The 20977-nt window shown below is 73.8% G+C and carries 20 protein-coding genes; 5 read left to right on the top strand and 15 right to left on the bottom strand.

The window, feature by feature from the left end:
- Window positions 1-10: 10 nt before the first annotated feature.
- The 8 genes from JQN72_RS05670 to JQN72_RS05635 form a co-directional block, all read right to left on the bottom strand.
- Window positions 11-694, bottom strand: coding sequence for an A24 family peptidase (locus JQN72_RS05670; RefSeq protein WP_204134184.1), 684 nt, complete (start codon window positions 692-694; stop codon window positions 11-13).
- Window positions 691-1515 (bottom strand): shikimate dehydrogenase, encoded by an 825-nt coding sequence (locus tag JQN72_RS05665; protein WP_204134183.1) that lies wholly within the window; start codon window positions 1513-1515, stop codon window positions 691-693. Before JQN72_RS05665 ends, JQN72_RS05670 begins: the two co-directional genes overlap by 4 nt.
- Complete coding sequence (gene mltG, locus JQN72_RS05660) at window positions 1509-2684, bottom strand: endolytic transglycosylase MltG (protein ID WP_204134182.1); 1176 nt, start codon at window positions 2682-2684, stop codon at window positions 1509-1511. The genes JQN72_RS05665 and mltG overlap by 7 nt, the downstream gene beginning before the upstream one ends.
- Window positions 2681-3217, bottom strand: coding sequence for a Holliday junction resolvase RuvX (gene ruvX / locus JQN72_RS05655; protein WP_204134181.1), 537 nt, complete (start codon window positions 3215-3217; stop codon window positions 2681-2683). Before ruvX ends, mltG begins: the two co-directional genes overlap by 4 nt.
- Window positions 3217-5913 carry an alanine--tRNA ligase gene (gene alaS / locus JQN72_RS05650; RefSeq protein WP_204134180.1) on the bottom strand — a complete coding sequence of 899 codons (2697 nt, stop codon included), beginning with the start codon at window positions 5911-5913 and terminating at the stop codon, window positions 3217-3219. The genes ruvX and alaS overlap by 1 nt, the downstream gene beginning before the upstream one ends.
- Before the next feature lie 100 nt (window positions 5914-6013).
- A complete protein-coding gene (locus JQN72_RS05645; RefSeq protein ID WP_204134179.1) occupies window positions 6014-6385 on the bottom strand; it encodes a hypothetical protein in 372 nt (123 codons plus the stop codon).
- Complete coding sequence (locus JQN72_RS05640) at window positions 6382-6747, bottom strand: DUF948 domain-containing protein (protein ID WP_204134178.1); 366 nt, start codon at window positions 6745-6747, stop codon at window positions 6382-6384. Before JQN72_RS05640 ends, JQN72_RS05645 begins: the two co-directional genes overlap by 4 nt.
- 87 nt (window positions 6748-6834) lie before the next feature.
- Window positions 6835-8256, bottom strand: coding sequence for a replication-associated recombination protein A (locus JQN72_RS05635; RefSeq protein ID WP_374190875.1), 1422 nt, complete (start codon window positions 8254-8256; stop codon window positions 6835-6837).
- Between the two features lie 101 nt (window positions 8257-8357).
- Between JQN72_RS05635 and JQN72_RS05630 the strand changes: the two genes are divergently transcribed.
- Window positions 8358-9239 carry an endo alpha-1,4 polygalactosaminidase gene (locus JQN72_RS05630; protein ID WP_239100149.1) on the top strand — a complete coding sequence of 294 codons (882 nt, stop codon included), beginning with the start codon at window positions 8358-8360 and terminating at the stop codon, window positions 9237-9239.
- A 35-nt stretch (window positions 9240-9274) separates the two neighbouring features.
- On the opposite strand, the gene JQN72_RS05625 is transcribed toward JQN72_RS05630, so the two are convergent.
- Window positions 9275-9625, bottom strand: coding sequence for a DUF664 domain-containing protein (locus JQN72_RS05625; protein WP_255541726.1), 351 nt, complete (start codon window positions 9623-9625; stop codon window positions 9275-9277).
- 47 nt (window positions 9626-9672) lie between these two features.
- Between JQN72_RS05625 and JQN72_RS05620 the strand changes: the two genes are divergently transcribed.
- Window positions 9673-10482 (top strand): GNAT family N-acetyltransferase, encoded by an 810-nt coding sequence (locus JQN72_RS05620; protein ID WP_204134176.1) that lies wholly within the window; start codon window positions 9673-9675, stop codon window positions 10480-10482.
- A 92-nt stretch (window positions 10483-10574) separates the two neighbouring features.
- Here JQN72_RS05620 and JQN72_RS05615 read toward each other — a convergent pair whose 3' ends face one another.
- The gene (locus tag JQN72_RS05615) at window positions 10575-11009 is read right to left on the bottom strand and encodes a DoxX family protein (RefSeq protein WP_307812438.1); all 435 of its coding nucleotides are present in this window, start codon (window positions 11007-11009) and stop codon (window positions 10575-10577) included.
- A 238-nt stretch (window positions 11010-11247) separates the two neighbouring features.
- The gene (aspS, locus tag JQN72_RS05610) at window positions 11248-13071 is read right to left on the bottom strand and encodes an aspartate--tRNA ligase (protein WP_204134175.1); all 1824 of its coding nucleotides are present in this window, start codon (window positions 13069-13071) and stop codon (window positions 11248-11250) included.
- A gap of 161 nt (window positions 13072-13232) precedes the next feature.
- On the opposite strand from aspS, the gene JQN72_RS05605 reads away from it, so the two are divergent.
- Together JQN72_RS05605 and JQN72_RS05600 are read left to right on the top strand one after the other, a co-directional pair.
- The gene (locus JQN72_RS05605) at window positions 13233-14123 is read left to right on the top strand and encodes a hypothetical protein (protein ID WP_204134174.1); all 891 of its coding nucleotides are present in this window, start codon (window positions 13233-13235) and stop codon (window positions 14121-14123) included.
- On the top strand, window positions 14120-15655 hold the full coding sequence (locus JQN72_RS05600) for a hypothetical protein (protein ID WP_204134173.1): 1536 nt from the start codon (window positions 14120-14122) through the stop codon (window positions 15653-15655). The genes JQN72_RS05605 and JQN72_RS05600 overlap by 4 nt, the downstream gene beginning before the upstream one ends.
- A 19-nt stretch (window positions 15656-15674) precedes the next feature.
- Here the strand turns inward: JQN72_RS05600 and JQN72_RS05595 are convergent, their stop codons facing one another.
- On the bottom strand, window positions 15675-16397 hold the full coding sequence (locus tag JQN72_RS05595; protein ID WP_204134172.1) for a VOC family protein: 723 nt from the start codon (window positions 16395-16397) through the stop codon (window positions 15675-15677).
- A gap of 110 nt (window positions 16398-16507) precedes the next feature.
- Between JQN72_RS05595 and JQN72_RS05590 the strand changes: the two genes are divergently transcribed.
- A complete protein-coding gene (locus tag JQN72_RS05590; RefSeq protein WP_204134171.1) occupies window positions 16508-18076 on the top strand; it encodes a hypothetical protein in 1569 nt (522 codons plus the stop codon).
- On the opposite strand, the gene JQN72_RS05585 is transcribed toward JQN72_RS05590, so the two are convergent.
- From JQN72_RS05585 to JQN72_RS05575, 3 genes are all read right to left on the bottom strand, one after another.
- Window positions 18063-18563 (bottom strand): YchJ family metal-binding protein, encoded by a 501-nt coding sequence (locus JQN72_RS05585; protein ID WP_307812437.1) that lies wholly within the window; start codon window positions 18561-18563, stop codon window positions 18063-18065. The genes JQN72_RS05590 and JQN72_RS05585 overlap by 14 nt on opposite strands.
- 65 nt (window positions 18564-18628) lie before the next feature.
- Complete coding sequence (locus tag JQN72_RS05580) at window positions 18629-19267, bottom strand: NUDIX hydrolase (protein WP_307812436.1); 639 nt, start codon at window positions 19265-19267, stop codon at window positions 18629-18631.
- A complete protein-coding gene (locus JQN72_RS05575; protein ID WP_204134170.1) occupies window positions 19260-20972 on the bottom strand; it encodes a CTP synthase in 1713 nt (570 codons plus the stop codon). Before JQN72_RS05575 ends, JQN72_RS05580 begins: the two co-directional genes overlap by 8 nt.
- Window positions 20973-20977: the final 5 nt, after the last annotated feature.

The following is a 20977-nucleotide window of genomic DNA, read 5'->3' as shown; positions in this document are numbered from 1 at the left end:
GCACGGGCCCTCAGACCACGAGCAGGCCGGTCAGGATCCGGGCGGTGAGCGCGATCCCCGCCCATGCACCGAGGCACATCGCCGGCCCGTAGGCGATGAACGACTTCATCCCGACCCGCCGGCCCAGGAGGAGCACGACGGCGGTGACGCCGCCGATGAGGAAGCCCATCCCCATGCCGACGACGACGTGCGCGGTGCTGAGCCAGCCCAGCAGCGCCCCGATGACCGGGGCCAGCCGGATGTCCCCGCCCCCGACCCCGCCGCCCGGGAGTGCGCCGAGGAACAGGTAGAACCCGCCCATGACGACGGCCCCGATGAGCGCGCCGCGCCACCGCGGCTCACCGGTGGCGAGCGTCGCGACGGCGAGGAGAACGACGATCGCGGCGCCGGCCGGCACGACGAGGCCGACCGGGAGCCGGTGGACGTCGAGGTCGATCCACACGAGGGCGACGGTGAGCCACGCGAACAGCAGATAGGGCGGCAGCGCGGCCCAGTCCCCGAGGTCCCGGACGACGAGGGTCGCGAGGGCGGCGAGACCGCCGGTGGCCGGGCCGGTCCACCACGGGTGGCCGGGCGGGTCGGCCAGCTGCTCCTCGTCGATCCGGTACCCACCGGTCGCCAGCCGGACCCCGGTCAGGTGGCCCACCACGCCCATGACGAGGGCCGCCGCCACGGCGACCCAGACGACCGTCACGGCTCACCGCCGAGCGCGCGCAGCCCGGCCGAGCGCATCTGCGCGACCGGCGCCGCCAGCCCGGTGAAGAGCCGGAACTGTGCCGCGGCCTGGTGGACGAGCATCTCGGTCCCGGAGACCACGGTCATCCCGGCGGCGGCCGCCGCACGGGCGGGCAGTGTGGGCCAGTCCGCGTAGACGACGTCGAGGAACACGCCACGATGCGTCGCCGGGACGGTGGCCGCGACGTCCTCGGCACCGGCGGGCGGCACGGTCGAGACGACGACGTCGTCCGTCGTGGTGACCCACGGGTCCAGCGTGGCGACCGACCCGTTGCGCATCCCGGCGGCGTCCATCGACCACGCGAGCAGGTCGGCCGCACGCGAGGTGTCCCGGGCCCGCACGGTGAGGGTCCGCACGCCCAGCCGGGCGAGCGCGAGCACGCACGAGCGCGCGGTCGCTCCGGCGCCGAGGACGAGGGCCCGCTCCGGCCTGTCGGGGAGATGTCCCGCCAGCGCCTCGAGGACCCCTGCGACATCGGTGTTGTCGGCGTCCCAGCCTCCGTCGTCACGTCGGACGAGCGTGTTCGCGGCGCCGGCCCGGCGGGCGACCTCCGTGGCGTCCACCGCGACGCTCAGGCCGGCGTCCTTGAGCGGCATCGTCAGCGACAGCCCACGCCAGGTGTCGTCGAGCCCTTCGACGAACCCCGCGAGCCCCGCGGCGTCGACCTCGTGCCGGCCGTACTCCCACTCGGTGAGCCCGAGCTCCCTGTACCCGGCCCGGTGCAGGACCGGGGACAGCGAGTGGGAGACCGGCGACCCGAGAACGGCGGCTCTCAACACTGGCCGGGGTTGTCCCGGCACCACTGCTGGAACTGGGCGACGTTCTGCTGGTGCTCGGCGGTCGTCGAGGCGAACTTCGTCTCGCCCGTGCTGGGGTCGACCGTCACGAAGAAGACCCAGTCGCCCGAGTCCGGGTCGGCCGCGGCCTCGATCGAGGCCTTGCCCGGGTTGCCGATCGGGCCGGGAGGCAGGCCCTGCACCTTGTACGTGTTGTACGGGCTGTCCGAGCTCCGCTGCTCGTCGGTGGTGCCGGCCTTGCCACGCTGCTGCGCGAGGTAGTGCACGGTGGAGTCCATCTGGAGCAGGCCGTAGCTCGGTGGGCCGCCCTCGAGCCGGTTGAGCACGACGCGCGCGACCTTTCCGCGGTCGGCATCGCCGCTCACCTCGCCCTCGACGATCGACGCGATCGTGAGGATGCGCTGGGCGTCGTCGTCCCCGACACCCACGTCGTCGAGGGTCTTCTTCGTCAGGGCGACCATCTGCTCGAGCTGCTCCGTGGCCGTCGACGCGTCACCGAACTCGTAGCTCGACGGGAACAGCCATCCCTCGACGTTGCCGTCCGCCGCGGCCGGGAGCCCGATCGCCTTGGTGTCCTCCGCCGCCTTCTCGTACTCCTCCACCGGGATCCCGGTGTTGTCCGACAGCGCCTGGAACGTCTCGGCGACCCAGAGGCCCTCGCGGATGGTCACCCGGTCCGCGGCCCGGTTCGCGGGGTCGGTGAGCAGCTCGAACGCGTCGAGCCCCCGCATCCCCTTGCGCAGGAGGTACGTCCCGGGCTGGATCTTCGCAGCCGAGGCGGGGTCCGCGGCAGCAGCCTCGAGGTAGGCGGTCCGGGTCTTGGTGACGCCGGCGTCGCGCAGGGTCGTCGCGATGTCCTCGCCGGTGTTGCCCGGCTCGACCTTGACCTCGACCTCACCCTCGCCGGGGCCGGCGAAGTCGACCTCGCCCGAGGCGGATCCGCCGAAGAGCCCGCTGACGGTCGGTCCGAGCACCTGGGTGGCGCCGTACCCGGCCGCGCCCACGAGGGCGACGGCGATGACGATGACGACGAGCCGCGGGCCACGGCGCCGCTGCCGACGGCGTCGGCTCCCGTGCAGCTCGCGCCGGGTCTTGGGACGCCGGCGGGGCGTCTCCTCACCGAAGATCGTGTCGGAGATGTCGTGACTCACGTCCACGTGCCCTTCGTCCGTCGCGTACGCCGCCGTCGTTGCCCCACCGGGTCCCCTGCCGGGGACCCGGTGACCCGCTCGGCGTCGAGGGCAGCCTGGAGGATGAGCACCGCGGCCGCCTGGTCGACCACCGCGCGCTGCCGCCTCCCGGCGACCCCGCTGTCGCGGAGCGAGCGGTGCGCGTCGACCGTCGTCAGCCGCTCGTCCACGAGCCGTACCTCCGTCGGGGCGACACGCTCCGCCAGGACCCGAGCATACGTGCGTGCCCGCTGAGCGGAAGGGCCCTCGTCCCCCGAGAGGGACCGCGGCAGGCCCACGACCACCCGCAGAGCCCCGTACTCGGCGACCAGCGCGGCGATGCGCTCGACGTCGGAGTCCCCCGGGACGGGGTCCTCCACGGACGTCCGCGCGACGGTCTCCACCGGGGTCGCGAGGACCCCGTCGGGGTCGCTCACCGCGACCCCGACCCGGACGGTCCCGACGTCGACGCCCAGCCGGGGGCCCCGGCCGAGCGCCTGCGGGACGCCGGTCATCAGCCGGCGAGCTCTCCGACGCGCCACTCGACGACGGAGAGAGCCTCACCGGTCCTCGACGCGTCCTGGCCACCGCCCTGGGCGATGTCGTCCTTGCCGCCGCCCCCACCACCGAGGGTCTTGGCCGCCGCTCGGACGAGCTCGCCGGCGGTGACGCCGCGGTCCCGGGCGCCGGCGTTGGTCGCGACGACGACGACCGGGCGGCCCTTGGCCACCCCGGTGACGGCGACGACGGCAGGCCGCTCGTCCCCGAGCCGCCCTCGCAGGTCGAGGGCCATCGAGCGGAGGTCGCCCGCGTCGGCCACCCCCGCGTCGTGCCCGAGGAACGTCACCCCCGCGACGTCGCGCGCGGAGTCGGTGAGCGACCCGGCCTGCGCCTGCAGCTGCTCCTTGCGCAGCCGGTCCAGGTCGCGCTCGGCCTCCTTGAGGCGGGACATCAGCCCGCCGACCCGTTCGGGCAGCTCCTCGGGCCGGCCCTTCACGAGCTCGGTGAGCTGCCCGACGATGGCCCGCTCGCGGGCCAGGAACGAGAAGGCGTCGGTGCCGACGAGCGCCTCGACGCGACGCACGCCCGAGCCGATCGAGGACTCCCCGAGCAGCGTGACCAGGCCGAGCTGCGTGGTCCGCTCGGCGTGGGTCCCACCGCACAGCTCGCGGGCCCACTCGCCGACCGACACCACGCGTACGGCCTCGCCGTACTTCTCGCCGAAGAGCGCCATGGCCCCGGCGTCGCGCGCCTCCTGCTGGGTCATGACCTCGGCGCGCACCGACAGGTCGTCCAGCAACAGGGCGTTGACCCGCGCCTCGACGTCGACGAGGACCGACGCCGGCAGCGCGGACGAGGCGTGGAAGTCGAACCGGAACCGGCCGGGTGAGTTCTCCGAGCCCGCCTGGGTCGCGGTCTCCCCGAGCGCCTCCCGGATCGCCTTGTGGACCATGTGCGTCGCGGTGTGGGCGCGCGAGATGGACCGGCGCCGCTCGATGTCGACCTCGGCCAGTGCACTCTCGCCCGTGGCGACCTCGCCCTCGACGACGGTCGCCCGGTGGACGACGAGGCCGCCGATCGGTGACTGGACGTCGTGGACGCGCACGAGCGCACCGCCGGCGAGCCGGACGAGCCCGCCGTCCGCGAGCTGCCCACCGCCCTCGGCGTAGAACGGCGTGCGGTCCAGGACGAGCTCGACGTCCTGTCCCGCCGTGACGGCCGGGACGGCCGCGCCGTCGACGAGCAGGCCGGCGACCCGGCCCTCGCTGACGACCTCGTCGTAGCCGGTGAACTCGACGGGCCCCCCGACGCCGTCCGCGACCTCGCGGTAGGCGCTCGTGTCGCCGTGGGCGGTCTTCTTGGCCCGCGCGTCCGCCTTCGCACGGTCGCGCTGCTCCTGCATCAACCGGGCGAAGCCCTCGCGGTCGACCTCCAGCCCCTGCTCGGACGCCATCTCGAGGGTGAGGTCGATGGGGAAGCCGTAGGTGTCGTGCAGGGCGAACGCCTGGTCGCCGCTCAGCACGGCGCCGCCGGACTCCTTGGTGCGGGAGACCGCGGTGTCGAGGATCGTCGTGCCCGCCGACAGCGTGCGCCGGAACGCCTCCTCCTCGGCGTACGCGGTCTGCGAGATGCGGTCCCAGTCGGTCCGCAGCTCCGGGTACGAGCGCTCCATCCTCTCGAGGGAGACCGGCAGGAGCTCGGGCAGGCACGGGTCCTCGTGGCCGAGGAGGCGCATCGAGCGCACCGAGCGGCGCAGCATCCGGCGCAGCACGTACCCGCGCCCCTCGTTGCCCGGGGTCACGCCGTCGCCGATGAGCATGAGCGAGGAGCGCACGTGGTCGGCGACCACCCGCAGCCGGACGTCGTCGGGGTGGCTCGAGCCGGCCGAGTGGCCCGACCGCTCGCCGTACCGCTTGCCGGTCATGTCCGCGGCCCGTTCGAGGACGGGGTAGACCTCGTCGATCTCGTACATGTTGTCGACGCCCTGGAGGATGGAGGCGATGCGCTCCAGGCCCATCCCGGTGTCGATGTTCTTGCGCGGCAGCTCACCGTGGATGTCGAAGTCGTCCTTGGCCCGCACCGCAGAGAGCTCGTACTGCATGAAGACGAGGTTCCAGAACTCCATGAACCGGTCCTCGTCGACCGCCGGCCCGCCGTCCGGGCCGTACTCGGCACCGCGGTCGTAGAAGATCTCCGAGCACGGCCCGCCCGGGCCGGGCACGCCCATGTGCCAGTAGTTGTCGGCCTTGCCGCGGCGGGTGATCCGCTCGGTGGGGATGCCGACGTGCTCGTGCCAGATGGCGAACGCCTCGTCGTCGTCTTGGTAGACCGTCGGCCAGATGCGGTCCGGCTCGAGCCCGAACCCGCCGCGCTCCTGCGGCGTGGTCACGAGCTCCCAGGCGAGGGAGATCGCCCCCTCCTTGAAGTAGTCCCCGAAGGAGAAGTTGCCGTTCATCTGGAAGAACGTGCCGTGTCGTGAGGTCTTGCCGACCTCCTCGATGTCCTGGGTACGCACGCACTTCTGCACGCTCGTCGCGCGGTCGAACGGGGCGCTCTCCTGGCCGAGGAAGTACGGCTTGAACGGGACCATGCCGGCGTTGACGAACAGGAGGTTGGGGTCGTCGAGCAGCAGCGAGGCGCTCGGGACGACGGCGTGACCGTTGCGGCCGAAGAAGTCGAGCCAGCGGCGACGGATCTCAGCGGTTTCCATGTGTGTCAGTCCTGGGGTCGTCCGTGCGACGGGCAGCGGTCATCGTATGCCGTGCGGCACGGGGGATCGCGGTGGCGGGCGGAGGCGGGGGCAGGTGCCCCTACCGAGCTCGTCCACCGGCGCGGCCCTCACCGGAGGGGTCGAGGAGGAGGTCGTGCGCCTCCTGCGGCGTCAGGGAGCGGCCGGGGTCGGCGTCGGTGAGAGCCGTGGCGGCGCCGCGGGGCTCACCGCGGTCGCCGTCCCAGCCGGCGTCGACCTCGAGGTCGGGGACCGTGGAGCCGGCCGCGTGCCGGGGCGCCCGGGTCGTGGCGTCGGCACGGACCGCCACCTCGACCGCCTCGCGCAGGTCGGCCTCGCGCTGTCGCGCCGCCTCGCCCACCGTGGCCACGAAGCGGCGGGTGGCCGGAAGGCGCCACAGCGCGTACCCCGCGCCGAGCGCGGCCACGCCGACGGCCACCGCGCGCGGGGTCATCGGGTCGCCTTACGCAGGTTGGACACCGCGACCCGCACGCCGTAGCTGTAGGCCGCGACCTTGATGAGGGGTGAGCCGACGGTCGCGGCGAACACCGAGGTCAGGGCGGACGCGTTGGTGGCGGCGGTCGAGACCGAGGACGTGATGGCGTCGACCCGGGTGAGCTGGTCGTTGGTCAGACCGACGGTGTCGGTCAGCGACCTCAACGTGGGCTGGACGTTGTCGGTGGTCGTGCGCAGGCTCTCCCGCGTCTCGTCGAGCACCCGTCCGGCCTTGCCGAGCAGACCCGCGACCCGGATCGCGAGGTACGCGAAGGCAAGGGCGGCGACGAGACCCGCGATGCCGCCGAGCGTGACCTCCATGGCGCCGACCCTACAAGCCCGGATGGTGCGCCCTCACCCCGGATACCCGGGTCCCGGTCGGTCCCGAGCGCGGAACCGGGAGATCGGTCAGTCGCGACCGAGTCGTTCCCTGAGCCAGCGCCAGCGCTCCTGCAGGCGCGCCTCGAAGCCGCGGTCGGTGGGGCGGTAGTAGTCGGTCCGGCCGTGGAGGTCGTCCGGGAGGTACTGCTGGGCCGCCACGGCGTCCGGCTCGTCGTGCGCGTAGACGTAGGCAGGCGCGCGGTCCTTGCCCACGGCCGCGGCCGACGCCTCGGCGATCCGCCCCGAACCGCCGTTACCGCTGCCCCGCAGGTGCAGCGGTACCGGGCCGCCCCGGCCCGAACGGACGTCGGCGATCGCCTCGTTGATTCCCGTGTAGGCCGCGTTGGACTTCGGGGCGAGCGCGTTGTGCACCACCGCCTGGGCGAGGATGATCCGGGCCTCCGGCATCCCGATCTGTGCGACGGCGTGCATCGCGGCGACCGCCGTCTGCAGCGCCGTGGGGTCGCCCATCCCGACGTCCTCGGAGGCGGCGATGACGATGCGGCGCGCGATGAACCGCGGGTCCTCCCCCGCCTCGAGCATCCGGGCGAGGTAGTGGAGTGCCGCGTCGACGTCCGAGCCGCGCATCGCCTTGATGAGGGCCGACGCGACGTCGTAGTGCTGGTCGCCCGTGCGGTCGTAGCGGACCGCGGCGTGCGCGACGGCCTGCTCGGTCTGCGCGAGGGTGACCTCGACGGCGTCGGGCCGCGGCGCACCCGCGGCGAGGGCGTCCTCGGCCACCCCGGCCGCCGCCTCGAGGTACGTCAGGGCTCGCCGGGCGTCTCCCCCCGCGAGCCGGACGAGGTGGTCGCGGGCGTCCTCGGCGAGCACGTAACGGCCGGCGAGGCCGCGCTCGTCGACCACCGCGCTCGTGAGGACGTCGGCGACCTCGGTGTCGGTCAGGGGGACGAGGGTGACGAGCATCGAGCGCGAGAGCAGAGGCGCGATGACGGAGAACGACGGGTTCTCCGTGGTGGCGGCGACGAGCACGACCTGCCGGTTCTCGACCCCCGGGAGCAGCGCGTCCTGCTGGGCCTTGGTGAAGCGGTGGATCTCGTCGAGGAAGAGGACGGTCTGCCGGCCATAGAGGTCCCGGGTGCGCGCGGCGCCGTCCATGACCGACCGGACGTCCTTGACACCGGCGGTGACGGCCGAGAGCTCGACGAACTCGCGGTCCTCGGCGGTCGCGACGAGGTGCGCCAGAGTCGTCTTGCCGGTACCCGGTGGCCCCCAGAGGATGGCCGAGAGGGGACCGGCCGCTCCTCCGCTGCCCTCGACGAGCCGCCGCAACGGGCTGCCCGGGCGGAGCACCTCGGCCTGGCCGCGGACCTCTTGGAGACCGCGCGGCCGCATCCGGACCGCGAGCGGCGGCACCACCCCGGAGGACGCCGCCGGTACGGTCTCGCCGCCCCATGCCGCGCCGAAGAGGTCGGTCCCGTCCTGGTCCACCCCCCGAGGCTATCCACCCGTCACGACACGCCCGCGCCGGCAGCCGGTCCACGCGGCGACGCACGGTTGCGTTGGACGGCCCGGCACGGTGGACTGGGGCGATGCGACCCCGTCCCCGACGCCTGCTGACCATCGTCGTGGCTCTGCCGCTGCTCGCCGGATGTGCCGGTGGCGCCTCGGCCTACGACGCCGGGGGCACCTCCCCGGCGGCACCGTCCGTCTCGCCCGCCGCCGCGGCCCCGGAGGACGCCGCCTCCTCGGACGGTCCCACGCAGGTCACGCTCCCACCGGTCGGGGCCGGGCTCGACTACCAGCTGGGCGGCGCGTCGCCGGTGCCCGACGACGTCGGCGTCGTCGTCCGGGACCGCACCGCCCCTCCGGCCGGTGACTACGCGGTCTGCTATGTCAACGGCTTCCAGACCCAGCCCGACGAGAACGACGACTGGCTACGCGACCACCCCGAGCTCGTCCTGCGCGACGACGACGGTGAGCCGGTCGAGGACGGCGACTGGGGCGAGCTGCTGCTCGACGTGCGCGACGACACCCGCGACGGAGTGCTCGGCATCGTGGGTCCGTGGGTCCGCGGATGCGCCGAGGACGGGTACGACGCCGTGGAGATCGACAACCTCGACTCCTGGACGCGCTCGGACGGGCTGCTCACCGAGGACGACGCCGTCGAGACGCTCACCGCGCTCGCACGGGTGGCCCACGGCGCAGGCCTGGCGATCGGCCAGAAGAACGCCGCCGAGATCATCTCGCGCCTGGCGGGGAATGTGACCGACTTCGCCGTCGTCGAGGAGTGCGGCGAGTGGGACGAGTGCGGCGAGTTCGCTGACGCGTACGACGACCACGTCCTTCTCGTCGAGTACAGCGAGGACGGGTTCGACGCCGCCTGCGACGGGTGGGCCGAGCTCCGCCCGGTCCTGCGCGACCGCGACCTCGTCCCGGCCGGCCGGCCGGGGTACGTGCGCCGCGACTGCTGACGCCTCGGACCATGCGGACCCGCTGCGCGCGGTCGTCAGAAGTAGCCGGTCTCGCCGTCGAGGAGCTCGCGCACGAGGTCGAGATGGCCGGCGTGCCGGGCGGTCTCCTCGAGCATGTGGTGCACCATCCAGCGCAGCGTCGCGTCCCCGACGGAGTGGATGGCGGTGCTGCCGGTGTCGTCCAGGTCCCGCGTGGCGATCGCGGCGTCGGAGCGCGCGCACGCCGCCTCGTACCGGTCGAGCAGCTCGGCCAGCGGCACGCCGTCGACCCGGAACTCGTCGTCCTCGCCGGCGTCGGGTCCGAGCCCCGGGAGGTCCCCGTACTCGCCGAGCAGGACCTCGCGGAACCACAGGTCCTCGACGCAGGCGAGGTGACCCGAGGACAGGGCGGACCCGTGTCCGGTGCGGCGGCGGTGCGTGCGAGGCTGGCGCCATGAGCACCGCAGGTGGGGTCACCGTCCGCCGGGTCCGCACCCTGGAGGACCTGAGCGGGCTGACCGACCGCCACCCCGTCGTCGAACTCGACATCGGCCGTGGGTTCACCGGGGACGGATGGGCCGCCGAGAGCGCCGCCGGTCGTGCCGTCGTCGTTCCGCGCCGGTCCGACCACGGCATCCGCGGTGCGGCCACGCTGGGCGACGCGGCCCACCTCGACGCGCTGTGGTCGTCGCCGGAGGTCCGCTCGTGGTTCCTCGACGGTCCCTTCCAGCACCTCAGCGCACCGCGTGAGCACCAGCCGGTCGTGGCCCGGTACCTCGACCTCGGCGAGCGCGGCGGCGACTGGGACTGGATGTGGACCCGGACGGCACCGCCCCACGTTCCCGGCGAGGAGCGCGTGGTCGTGCTCGAGCCGTCCGACCGGGAGGAGCTGACCGCCTTCCTGGCCGAGCACAGCCCGCGCACGCACGGCCAGCCGTTCGCGCGCCCCGGCCAGCTCTGGGCCGGGGTGCGGGACGACGACGGCGGGCTGCTGGCCTGCGGCGCCAGCGAGCCGTCCGAGGCGGGCACGCCCACCCTCGCCGGTATCGCCGTCGACACCGGTCGGCGCCGCACCGGCCTCGGCGCGGCGCTCACGGCGGCCCTGACCCGCCGCGCCGTGGACGAGGTGGGCGCCTGCGCCCTCGGGATGTTCGCCGACAACGACGCTGCCCGACGCATCTACCACCGGCTGGGCTTCACGACTGCCATGGAGTGGCGCAGCCGCTGGCTGCCTTCCTCCACGCCGCCACGGAACTCCGCCTGACCTGCGATCCTCCCGTCTCGGCCGCCCACCAGGACGTCCGACGTGTCTGCCGTCGCAGCGTCCGCACACCCACGGGAGGCTCCATGTCGGGCTCAGGACGGGCGGCGCCGCGACCCGGCGATGCCGTCGACGGCGTAGCGGCCCGGGCCGACGGCTGCGAGCGCGAGCGCACCGACGCCGAGCGCACCGACCAGCTCCCAACCGCCCCCGTCCACCAGCACACCATTGGACACGTGCACGAACAGCGCCGCTCCGAGCATGACGAGGAACAGGGCCACCCCGGCGACGGCAGTGGCCACGCCCGCGAGCAGAGCGGCACCCCCGACGAGCTCGACGACTCCCGCGACGACCGCGGACACCTCGGGAGCGGGAACACCCATCCCCGCGAACGCGTCACCGGTGGCGCCAAGGCCGTTCTGGACGACCTTCTGCCACCCGTGGACGACGAAGACCACGCCGAGCACGAGGCGGGCGACGAGCAGCACCACGTCGCGCACGCTGCTGGGGAGGCGGGTCAGATGGTTCACGGCAGATCACTCCTGAGGTTGTCGAGGGTTCAACGCGACCGCCAACGGACCTGGGACACAGGGTGTTTCCGAACACACACCTCTTTGACCAAACCTTTGCCTGCGCTTGACCCATCGGCGGGTCCCTGCCGCCGAGCCTCGGACCTCCGTCCCGGCCGAGTGTCATCGCCCCAACAGGGCCCGCATGTGCACGGGCAGGTTCGTCGACCCACCGGCCGGGTCGTGGCGGACGCCGGAGTCAGCTCTGCGTCGGGTTGACCTCCGGCGCGCCCTGCGGTGCCACCGCGCTCTGGGGCTTCGCGTCGATGCCGGCCTCCTTGCGCTGCTGCGGCGTGATGGGTGCCGGGGCGTCGGTGAGCGGGTCGTAACCGCCGCCGGACTTCGGGAAGGCGATGACGTCGCGGATGCTGTCGAAGCCCCCGAGCAGCATGACGATCCGGTCCCAGCCGAACGCGATGCCGCCGTGCGGCGGGGCACCGTACTGGAAGGCGTCGAGGAGGAAACCGAACTTCTCCTGCGCCTCCTCCTCCGACAGCCCCATGACCCTGAAGACCCTCTCCTGGACGTCCCGCCGATGGATACGGATGGAGCCGCCGCCGACCTCGTTGCCGTTGCACACCAGGTCGTAGGCGTACGCGAGCGCCGGGCCGGGGTCGGTGTCGAAGGTGTCGAGGAACTCGGCCTTGGGTGAGGTGAAGGCGTGGTGGACCGCGGTCCACGCGCCGGCACCCACGGCCACGTCGCCGGCGGCGACGGCCTCGTCGGCCGGCTCGAACAGCGGGGCGTCGAGCACCCAGAGGAAGCTCCAGGCGTCCTCGTCGACGAGCCCGCAGCGCCGGCCGATCTCGAGCCGGGCAGCGCCGAGCAGGGCCCGGGACGCCTTCGGGGCGCCCGCGGCGAAGAAGATGCAGTCACCCGGCTGGGCACCCACGTGCTGGGCGAGGCCGGCGGCCTCGGTCTCCGACAGGTTCTTCGCGACGGGACCGCCGAGCGAGCCGTCCTCCTGGACGAGCACGTAGGCGAGCCCGCGCGCACCGCGCTGCTTGGCCCACTCCTGCCAGGCGTCGAGCTGCTTGCGCGGCTGGTTCGCCCCGCCGGGCATCACGACAGCGCCGACGTAGTCGGCCTGGAACACCCGGAAGGACGTCTCGGCGAAGTACTCGGTGCACTCGACGAGCTCCTGGCCGAAGCGCAGGTCGGGCTTGTCGGTGCCGAACCGGCGCATCGCGTCGGCGTACGTCATCCGCTCGAACGGGCTCTCGAGCTCCACCCCGACGAGCTGCCAGATCTCCCGGACGAGTGCCTCGCCGAGCTCCATGACGTCGTCCTGCTCGACGAACGACATCTCGATGTCGAGCTGGGTGAACTCGGGCTGGCGGTCCGCGCGGAAGTCCTCGTCCCGGTAGCAGCGGGCGATCTGGTAGTACCGCTCCATCCCGGAGACCATGAGCAGCTGCTTGAACAGCTGCGGGCTCTGCGGGAGGGCGTACCAGGAGCCGGGAGCTAGCCGGGCCGGCACGAGGAAGTCCCGCGCGCCCTCGGGCGTCGAGCGGGTGAGGGTCGGGGTCTCGATCTCGACGAAGTCGCGCTCACCCAGGACCCGGCGGGCTGCCTGGCTGACCTTCGAGCGCAGCCGGATGGCGTGCCCGGCAGAGTGCGTGCCCGGCCGGCGCAGGTCGAGGTAGCGGTGCCTGAGGCGCGCCTCCTCCCCCACGGTGACCCGCTCGTCCACCTGGAACGGCAGCGGAGCACTCGGGTTGAGGACCTCGATCTCGGACGCCACGACCTCGACCTCACCGGTCGGGAGCTCCGGGTTGACGTTGTGCACCTCGCGCGCCGTCACCTCTCCGGTCACCCGGACGACGTACTCGCTGCGCAGGTCGTGCGCCGCACCGGTGAGCACCTCGTCCCGGGCGACGACCTGGACGACCCCGCTCGCGTCCCGGAGGTCGACGAACGCCACGCCCCCGTGATCGCGCCGCTTCGCCACCCAGCCGGTGAGCGTGACGGTCTGGCCGGTGTGGCCGGCGCTCAGGGTGCCGGCCTCATGGGTGCGGAGCACGGGTGGGGGTCCTTCGTCTCGGGAAGATGGGCTGTCCGCGCACGGGCGTCGGACGACGCCCCATCCTACGGACGAGGATGCCCGAGCCCGAACCGAGTTCTGCGGCCGCTCGGCGCCGAACGGTGTGTGCGATCGGCCACGACCACCTAGCATTCGAGCCTGTGGAGCCCAGCACGACGTCGGCGCTCTACGACCCGGCCGACATCTTCCCCGACCTGAAGCGTGCGCGTGCGCGCGCGCAGGAGGGAGACGTCACCGGGGCGCTGCAGACCGTCGCGATGCAGCGTCGGCGCAGTGAGACCGACCACGCCATCGCGCTGGGCGTGCTGGCCCGCGTCCCCGGTCTGGACGACGCCCTCGAGACGCACCTTCGCCGGGCACCCAGGGACCTCGAGGCCCGGCTGCTGCGGCTGCACCGTGCCGTCCTGGACCCCGACGCCTACCCCGCGGTCGACCAGGCCCTGGTGCAGATGTGCGCCGAGGACCCGCACGACGCGACGCCGTGGTACCTGCGCATCCTCACCGCCGACGAGCGCCGTGTCCCCGCGCAGGAGGCGTTCCGCCGCTACGAGCGCCTGTCCCGGGTGGAGCTGCACCACTTCGCCGCGCAGCGCGCACTCCTGCACTGCCTCCGCCCGGCGGCGGGCGGCTCCTGGCACGACGGCATCACCCTCGCGACCCGCGTGGCCGCCGACGCGGCCGACGGCAGCCCCGAGCACTCGCTGCTCGCCGCCGCCCATCTCGGACGGTGGCACGACCTCACCGACGGCAGGTCCACCGACGACCTCTGCGGCCCCGAGCTCGTCGCCCAGGTCGAGGCCGCCGCGGACCGCTTCCTCGCGGCGCCGTGCACCTCCGCGTACGCGGGGGTCGTCGCCCACACCGAGCTCGCCGTGTACTTCGGCCTCGCGGGGCGTCCCGGGCGCGCGGTCGCACACTTCCGCGCTCTGGGTGCCGCCCTGGCGCGCGGGCCGTGGGAGGCCGCCGTCCGCCATCACGAGCGGTTGACGACCCTTCGGGACGAGGCCCTCGCGAGCGGCGGCCCCGCATGAGCATCAGCCAGCTCGAGGCCGACGGGATCCCGCTGCTGTTCCTGCCGGACGACGGTGACGACTGCACCGGGGGCATCGCGTTCCGTGTCGGGTGGGCGGACGAGACCCTCGCCGTGCGCGGGCTCACCCACCTCGTCGGGCACCTGGCGCTCAGCCTGCTGAACCCGACCGAGCTCCACCACCACCTCGAGACACATGCGGCGCACACCGTGTTCCGCACGCGGGGCACCGCGGAACACGTCGTCCAGGTGCTCTCCGACGTCTGCGGGCTGCTGCGCGACCTCCCTCACGACCGGGTCGAGGGAGAGAAGGCCGTCCTCGCCGCCGAGTCGCGCACCATGTACGGAGGCGGCGGGAGCCTCCAACGGGTGCGCTACGGGGCCGCCGGCTACGGCCTCTCCTCCTACCCGGAGCTCGGGGTGGCCGACCTGACCCCCGACCTCGCGTCGCTGTGGGTCCAGGAGGCCTTCACGCGCGGCAACGCGGTCGCCTGGTTCTCCGGCCCCGAGCTGCCCGCGACCCTCGACCTCGCCCTCGGGGAGGGACGGCGCCAGCCGCCCCCGGAGACGACCTCGTTGACCGACACCCCGGCGTGGTACCTGGCTCCGGACTCCGCCGCCGTGCTCGTCACCGGCATCGTCCCCCGTTCCCGCGGTGCCCGGGTGTTCGCCGAGGTGCTCGACCGGCTGGCCACGCGCCGGCTACGCGACGACCTCGGGTACTGCTACCAGGCCGGGGCCCAGTACGCCGTCCGAGACGCCACGTCCGCGACCGTCGTGCTGCGCGCCGAGGCCAGGCCGGAGCGCGCCGCCGCGGTCGCCGGAGAGATCCTCGACCTCCTCGCCGAGCTGCGATGGGGGCCACCCGACGCGGACCTCGTCGGTGCCGCCGCCGCGGACGTCCGGACCGAGACCGCCGACCTGCTCCGGGTGCCGGCGGGGCTGGCGGACGTCGCCCGCGACCTCCTGCTCGGGGTGCCGGGTGCCGTGACCGGCGCTCTTGAGCTCGTCGACGAGCCGGTGAGCCCCGACGACGTCCGCGTGCTGGCGGAGACCTACTGGGGGCAGGCCCTGGCCCAGCTCCCCGCCGGCGACCTCGAGTGGGCGGGCTGGCACCCCGCTCCGGTCCAGTCGGCACACGCGGCGACCGGGCGGGTGATCCAGCCGCACGACCCGTCCCTCTCGGACGTCCTGGTCGTCGGTGCGGAGGCCGTCACGCGCCGCACGCGGAGCAGTGTCACCACTGTGGTCTTCCGCGACGTCGCGTGCATGCTCGCCTTCACCGACGGTGGCCGGTGGCTCATCGGCACCGACGGCATCGAGGTGCACGTCGAGCCGACCCTGCACGCCGTGGACGCCGGCCTCGTGGCCGACATCGACGCCGCGGTCGACCGTGCCCGCGTGGTCCGCCGGCCGGCCCGCCATCCGGGGGACCTCCCCGGCCCGCGGCCCGCGGCGACGGGACGGGCCGAGGCGTCGCCCGCGCCGCAGGACCGGCTCGGCGGGCTGTTGCGGCGGCTCCGGGGCGGCTGACCCCGGGTGGCGGGGCGGGTCAGCCCCGGGCGGGCAGGAGACAGAGCTCGTTGCCGGACGCGTCCTGGAGGGTGCGCCAGGGCAGGTCCCCCCACCCGAAGTCGACCTCGCGACCCCCGAGGGCCGTCACCTGCTCGACGACCGTGTCCGCGTCCTCCCCCGGCTCCAGGCGCGCGTCGAGGTGTAGGCGGTTCTTGGCGCCGGGTTCCTTGGCGGCCCCCTGCGGGAGCAGCTCGAGGACCGGCCCGGTGCCGCTCGGGTGCCGGAGCTCGACGAACCCGTCCGCGTCGCGTCGCTGCCATCCACTGGTCAGCGCCCAGATCGCGGCGTCGGCCGCGGGGTCGGCCGAGTCGAGGGGCAACGCCGCCACGGGGCCCGTGCGGCGGTAGCTCTCCCGGTCCTCCATGACGCAGAACGGCGTTCCCTCCGGGTCGGCGAGGACGACCCAGGGGACGTCCAGCTGGCCGATGTCCAGGTACCGGCCACCGAGCGCCAGCGCCCGTCGGACGACCGCGTCCTGCTCGTCGCCGCCGCGCAGGTCGAGGTGCAGGCGCGGCGACGGACCTGCGGGCTCGGGCACCTTCACGATGCACAGGTCGAGGTAGTGACCACCGGGCAGGTCGAGCCGCATCTCGACGGCGTCCGGTGACACGGTGAGGCTGCGGGCTCCCAGCAGCCCCTCCCAGAAGGGTCCGAGACGCTCCGGGTCCAGGGCGTCGAGCACGACGTTCTCCAGGTACATGCACCCGTCCTACCAGGAACGACCGACACACCGGCCGGTGCGTGGAGGCCCGGGGACGTGCGACGGTAGAGCGCGCTCCCCTACCCGCGCGACCGAGGAAGGAGGTCCGGATGGTCCCGAGGATGCCGCGCAGGGCAGCACTGCGCACCGTCGTCGCCGCCGGTGCCGTGGCCGGCGTCAGCGCCTGCACCGAGGCGGACCGCCCGCCGTCTGCGGACCGGACCTCCGACGCGTCCACCGCCCCCGAACCGGAGCCGCACGCGGTCACCCTGACGACGACGGCCGCGACGGTGGCCCCCGACGGGCCGGACGCCTCGCTCGCCGCGTCCCGGACGCTGCTGGAGAGCGCCAGCGCCGTCGTCGTGGCGGCGGGTGACCAGGACCTCCCTGCGGCCTCGGAGGTCGCGCGTCCGCTCCGGCTCCCGGTGCTGCGTGACGGCCCGGAGCTGCTCGCCGAGCTCGACCGCCTCGGCACCCGGACGGTGCTCCGAGCCGCGGGGGCGCCGGCCTCGCCGACGTCGACGTCCGGCACTCCCTCCCCCTCGGCGTCGAACGGGCGGTCCACCTCCCCGGCTCCCACCGCCTTCGGCGACCGCGAGGTCGTCGACCTCGACGCCTCCGGCACGCCGGCGGCTCCCGGACTGCCCGCGACGGTCCAGGGGTCGGCGCTCGTGCTGCTCGGCCCGGACGTCACGCCCGACCCCGCGGTCACCGCGACTCTCGACGCCCTCGGGGTGCGGTCGGCCACGCTGCACGACCTCGACCCGCGGCGCTCGGAGGAGGACGTCGAGAGCCTCCGCGCCGACCCGGACCTCCCGGTCGTCGGCATCGGGGGCTTCGGACCGCTCTTCGCGCGGAGGGTCCGCACGGCACAGCGGGCGCCCGGCCTGCCCGGCGGTGGTCTGCTCCCCTTCCCCGCACGCCGGATGGTCGCCCTGTACGGGCACCCGAACACCGCCTCCCTCGGCATGCTCGGCGAGCAGTCGGCGCAGCAGGCCGTGCAGCGGGTCCGCGCGCTGGCGGCGCAGTACGGGCACCTCGTCGACGACCCCGTCGTGCCCGCCTTCGAGCTCATCGCCACGGTCGCGACCGGGGGCCCGGGGAAGGACCGCACCTACTCGCAGCACACCCCGGTGAAGACCCTGCGCCGATGGGTCGACGTCGCGCAGGAGGCCGGGGTCTACGTCGTCCTGGACCTCCAGCCCGGGCGGGCGTCCTTCCTCGACCAGGCGCGCGACTACGCCTCGCTGCTCGAGCTGCCGCACGTCGGCCTCGCACTCGACCCGGAGTGGCGGCTGGGACCGAAGGAGAAGCCGCTGCAGCGCATCGGCCACGTCGACGTCGCGGAGGTCAACGAGGTGGGCCGCTGGCTCGCCGGGCTCGTCCGCGAGCACGACCTCCCCCCGAAGGTGCTGACCATCCACCAGTTCCGCACCTCGATGGTCACCCACCGCGAACGCCTCGACACCGGCCTCGACGAGATCCAGTGGCTCGTCCACGCCGACGGCCAGGGCACGCCGAACGCCAAACAGGGCACGTGGGCCGAGATCCGCCGCGACCTCCCGGACGGGGTCTGGCTCGGCTGGAAGAACTTCGAGGACGAGGACAACCCGATGCTCTCCCCCACCCAGACCATCGCCCAGGTGACGCCGACCCCGTGGTTCGTCAGCTACCAGTGAGCGGACCGCCGCCTTCCTCGGACCCCACGTAGAACCAGCGTCCGGCACGGCGCGCGAAGCGGCTCCGCTCGGTCACCTCCCCGCGCTGGCGCACCCGGCCCTCGCCCGCCACCCAGGAGGCCCGGAAGGCGACGACGCCGGTGTCGTCGTCCCGTCCACCGTCCACGACCTCGAGCACCTCGAGGCCGACCCAGCCCACCCACGGCTCCGGTTCGACGCCCGTCGGCCGGGTGCGCGGGTGCCAGGTGCGGTAGAGGTGATCCCCGTCGGCCAGCGCGTACGCGGTGTACCGGGAGCGCATGAGCGCCTCCGCCGTCTCCGCCTGCCGCACTGCCTCCACCAGCGGCCCGCAGCAGTCCCCCAGGCTGCTGCCCGGCGGTACTCCCCCGCACGGACACGGGGCCCCGCGGTCGACCGCCTCCACCGACGCACCCGACGCCTTGAGCCACGCGACCGACCCCTTGGCGGTACCGAAGGTCTCACCCACGACTGCATCGTCCCACGCGTCCCCGGCCCACACGTGGCGTCCGTCGGTCCCGGGTCCGTCGGGTCTCAGCGGGTCCGGCCCGGGCTGCGCTCCGGCCAGGGCGCGTCGGCCGGTCTCAGCCCGGCCCACCCGCGGCCCCGGAACGCCTCGGCGGCCAGCACCGCGATGACGAGGGTCGGGTTGTGCAGGCGCCCGGCCACGACGCCGTCGACGAGGTCCTCCAGCGGGACCCGGAGCACGGGCATGCCGAGCTCCTCGTGCGCGCGCTCGTGGCGCTCCGCCTCGGGGACCACGCCGAGACCGCGGGCGAGGAAGATCCGCAGGCTCTCGCTCGACCCGCCCGGCGAGGCCCAGTGGTCGACGAGCGTGGACCACTGACGGGCCGTGACGTCGGCCTCCTCCGCCAGCTCGCGGGCGGCGGCCACGTGGGCCGCCTCTCCGTCGACGTCGAGGAGTCCGGCGGGAATCTCCCAGTCGAAGGCGCCCACCGGGTGGCGGTACTGCTGGATGACGACGGCGCGGTCGTCCTCGTCGAGCGCGAGGACGGCGACGGCACCGGTGTGGTCGACGTAGTCGCGGGTCACGACGCCGGCCGCACCGAGGTCGACCCGGTCGCTGCGGACGTCCCACACCCGCCCTTCGAAGGCCAGGGTCGAGTCGACGACGGGGCGCCGCTCCAGCCGGTCGCGCAGCGGCTCAGGCACTGGCGTCGGCAGGCTCCGCGACCCGCGGGCGCTCGACCTCGACGAGCCGGGACGACCGCTGCTGCTCGATGGCGGCGCCGACGAGCCCGGAGAAGAGCGGGTGGGCGCGGGTGGGGCGGGACTTGAACTCCGGGTGCGCCTGGGTCGCGACGTAGTACGGGTGGTCCGCACGGGGCAGCTCGACGAACTCGACGAGACCGAGGTCCGGGTGGGTGCCGCTGATGACCAGCCCGGCGGCCTCGAGCCGCTCGCGGTAGCCCTCGTTGACCTCGTAGCGGTGCCGGTGCCGCTCGTCGGCCACCTCGGCGCCGTAGGCCTCGGCGACGACCGAGCCGGCCGTGAGCCGTGCCCGCTGGCTGCCGAGCCGCATGGTGCCGCCGAGGTCGCCCGCCCCCTCGACGAACGCCTTCTGCTCCTCCATCGTCGCGATGACCGGGGCGGGCGTGTCGGGGTCGAACTCGGTGGAGCTCGCTCCGTCGATCCCCGCGACGGTCCGGGCGTACTCGATGACCATGCACTGCAGACCCAGGCAGATGCCGAGCGTGGGCACCCGGCGCTCGCGGGCCCAGCGCAGCGCACCGACCTTGCCCTCGATGCCCCGCACGCCGAAGCCACCGGGGACGAGGACCGCGTCGACCCCACCGAGGGCCTTCTGCGCCCCCGCCTCGGTCTCGCAGCCGTCCGAGGCGACCCAGCGGATGCGCACCTTGGCGTCGTGGTGGAAGCCCCCCGCGCGCAGGGCCTCGGTGACCGAGAGGTACGCGTCGGGGAGGTCGATGTACTTGCCGACCAGCGCGACCTCGACCTCGTGCTCGGGATTGTGCACCCGCCCGAGGAGGAGGTCCCAGTCGGTCCAGTCCACGTCCCGGAAGACGAGGCCGAGCCGGCGCACGACGTAGGCGTCCAGACCCTCGCGGTGCAGCACCTTGGGGATGTCGTAGATGCTCGGGGCGTCGACCGCGGCTGCGCAGGCCTCGTTGTCGACGTCGCACATGAGGCTGATCTTGCGCTTGATCGACTCCGGGATCTCGCGGTCCGCCCGCAGCACGAGCGCGTCGGGCTGGATGCCGACCTGGCGCAGGGCCGCGACGGAGTGCTGGGTCGGCTTGGTCTTCAGCTCGCCGCTCGGGGCGAGGTAGGGCACGAGCGAGACGTGGAGGAAGAAGACGTTGTCGCGCCCGAGGTCGTGCCGGACCTGGCGGGCCGCCTCGAGGAACGGCAGCGACTCGATGTCGCCGACGGTGCCACCGATCTCGGTGATGATGATGTCCGGAGCGTCCGCGTCCTCGACCCCCGGAGACCCTGCCGCCTGGGCCCGCATCCGGTCCTTGAGCTCGTTCGTGATGTGCGGGATCACCTGGACGGTGTCGCCGAGGTACTCACCCCGGCGCTCCCTCTGGATGACCCGGTTGTACACCTGGCCGGTGGTGACGTTGGCGCTGCCGCGAAGGTTGACGTCGAGGAAGCGCTCGTAGTGACCGATGTCGAGGTCGGTCTCGGCGCCGTCGTCGGTGACGAAGACCTCACCGTGCTGGAACGGGTTCATGGTGCCCGGGTCGACGTTGAGGTACGGGTCGAGCTTCTGCATCGTCACCCGGAGCCCGCGTGCCCGCAGCAGGTGCCCGAGGGACGAGGCGGTCAGGCCCTTGCCGAGAGAGGAGGCGACGCCTCCGGTCACGAAGATCTGTTTCGTCTGAGGCACCACGGGCT

The sequence above is a fragment of the Phycicoccus sp. CSK15P-2 genome, assembly GCF_016888005.1.
In the GTDB taxonomy this organism is placed as follows: domain Bacteria; phylum Actinomycetota; class Actinomycetes; order Actinomycetales; family Dermatophilaceae; genus Phycicoccus.
This window is presented reverse-complemented; position numbering and strand designations above follow the sequence as displayed.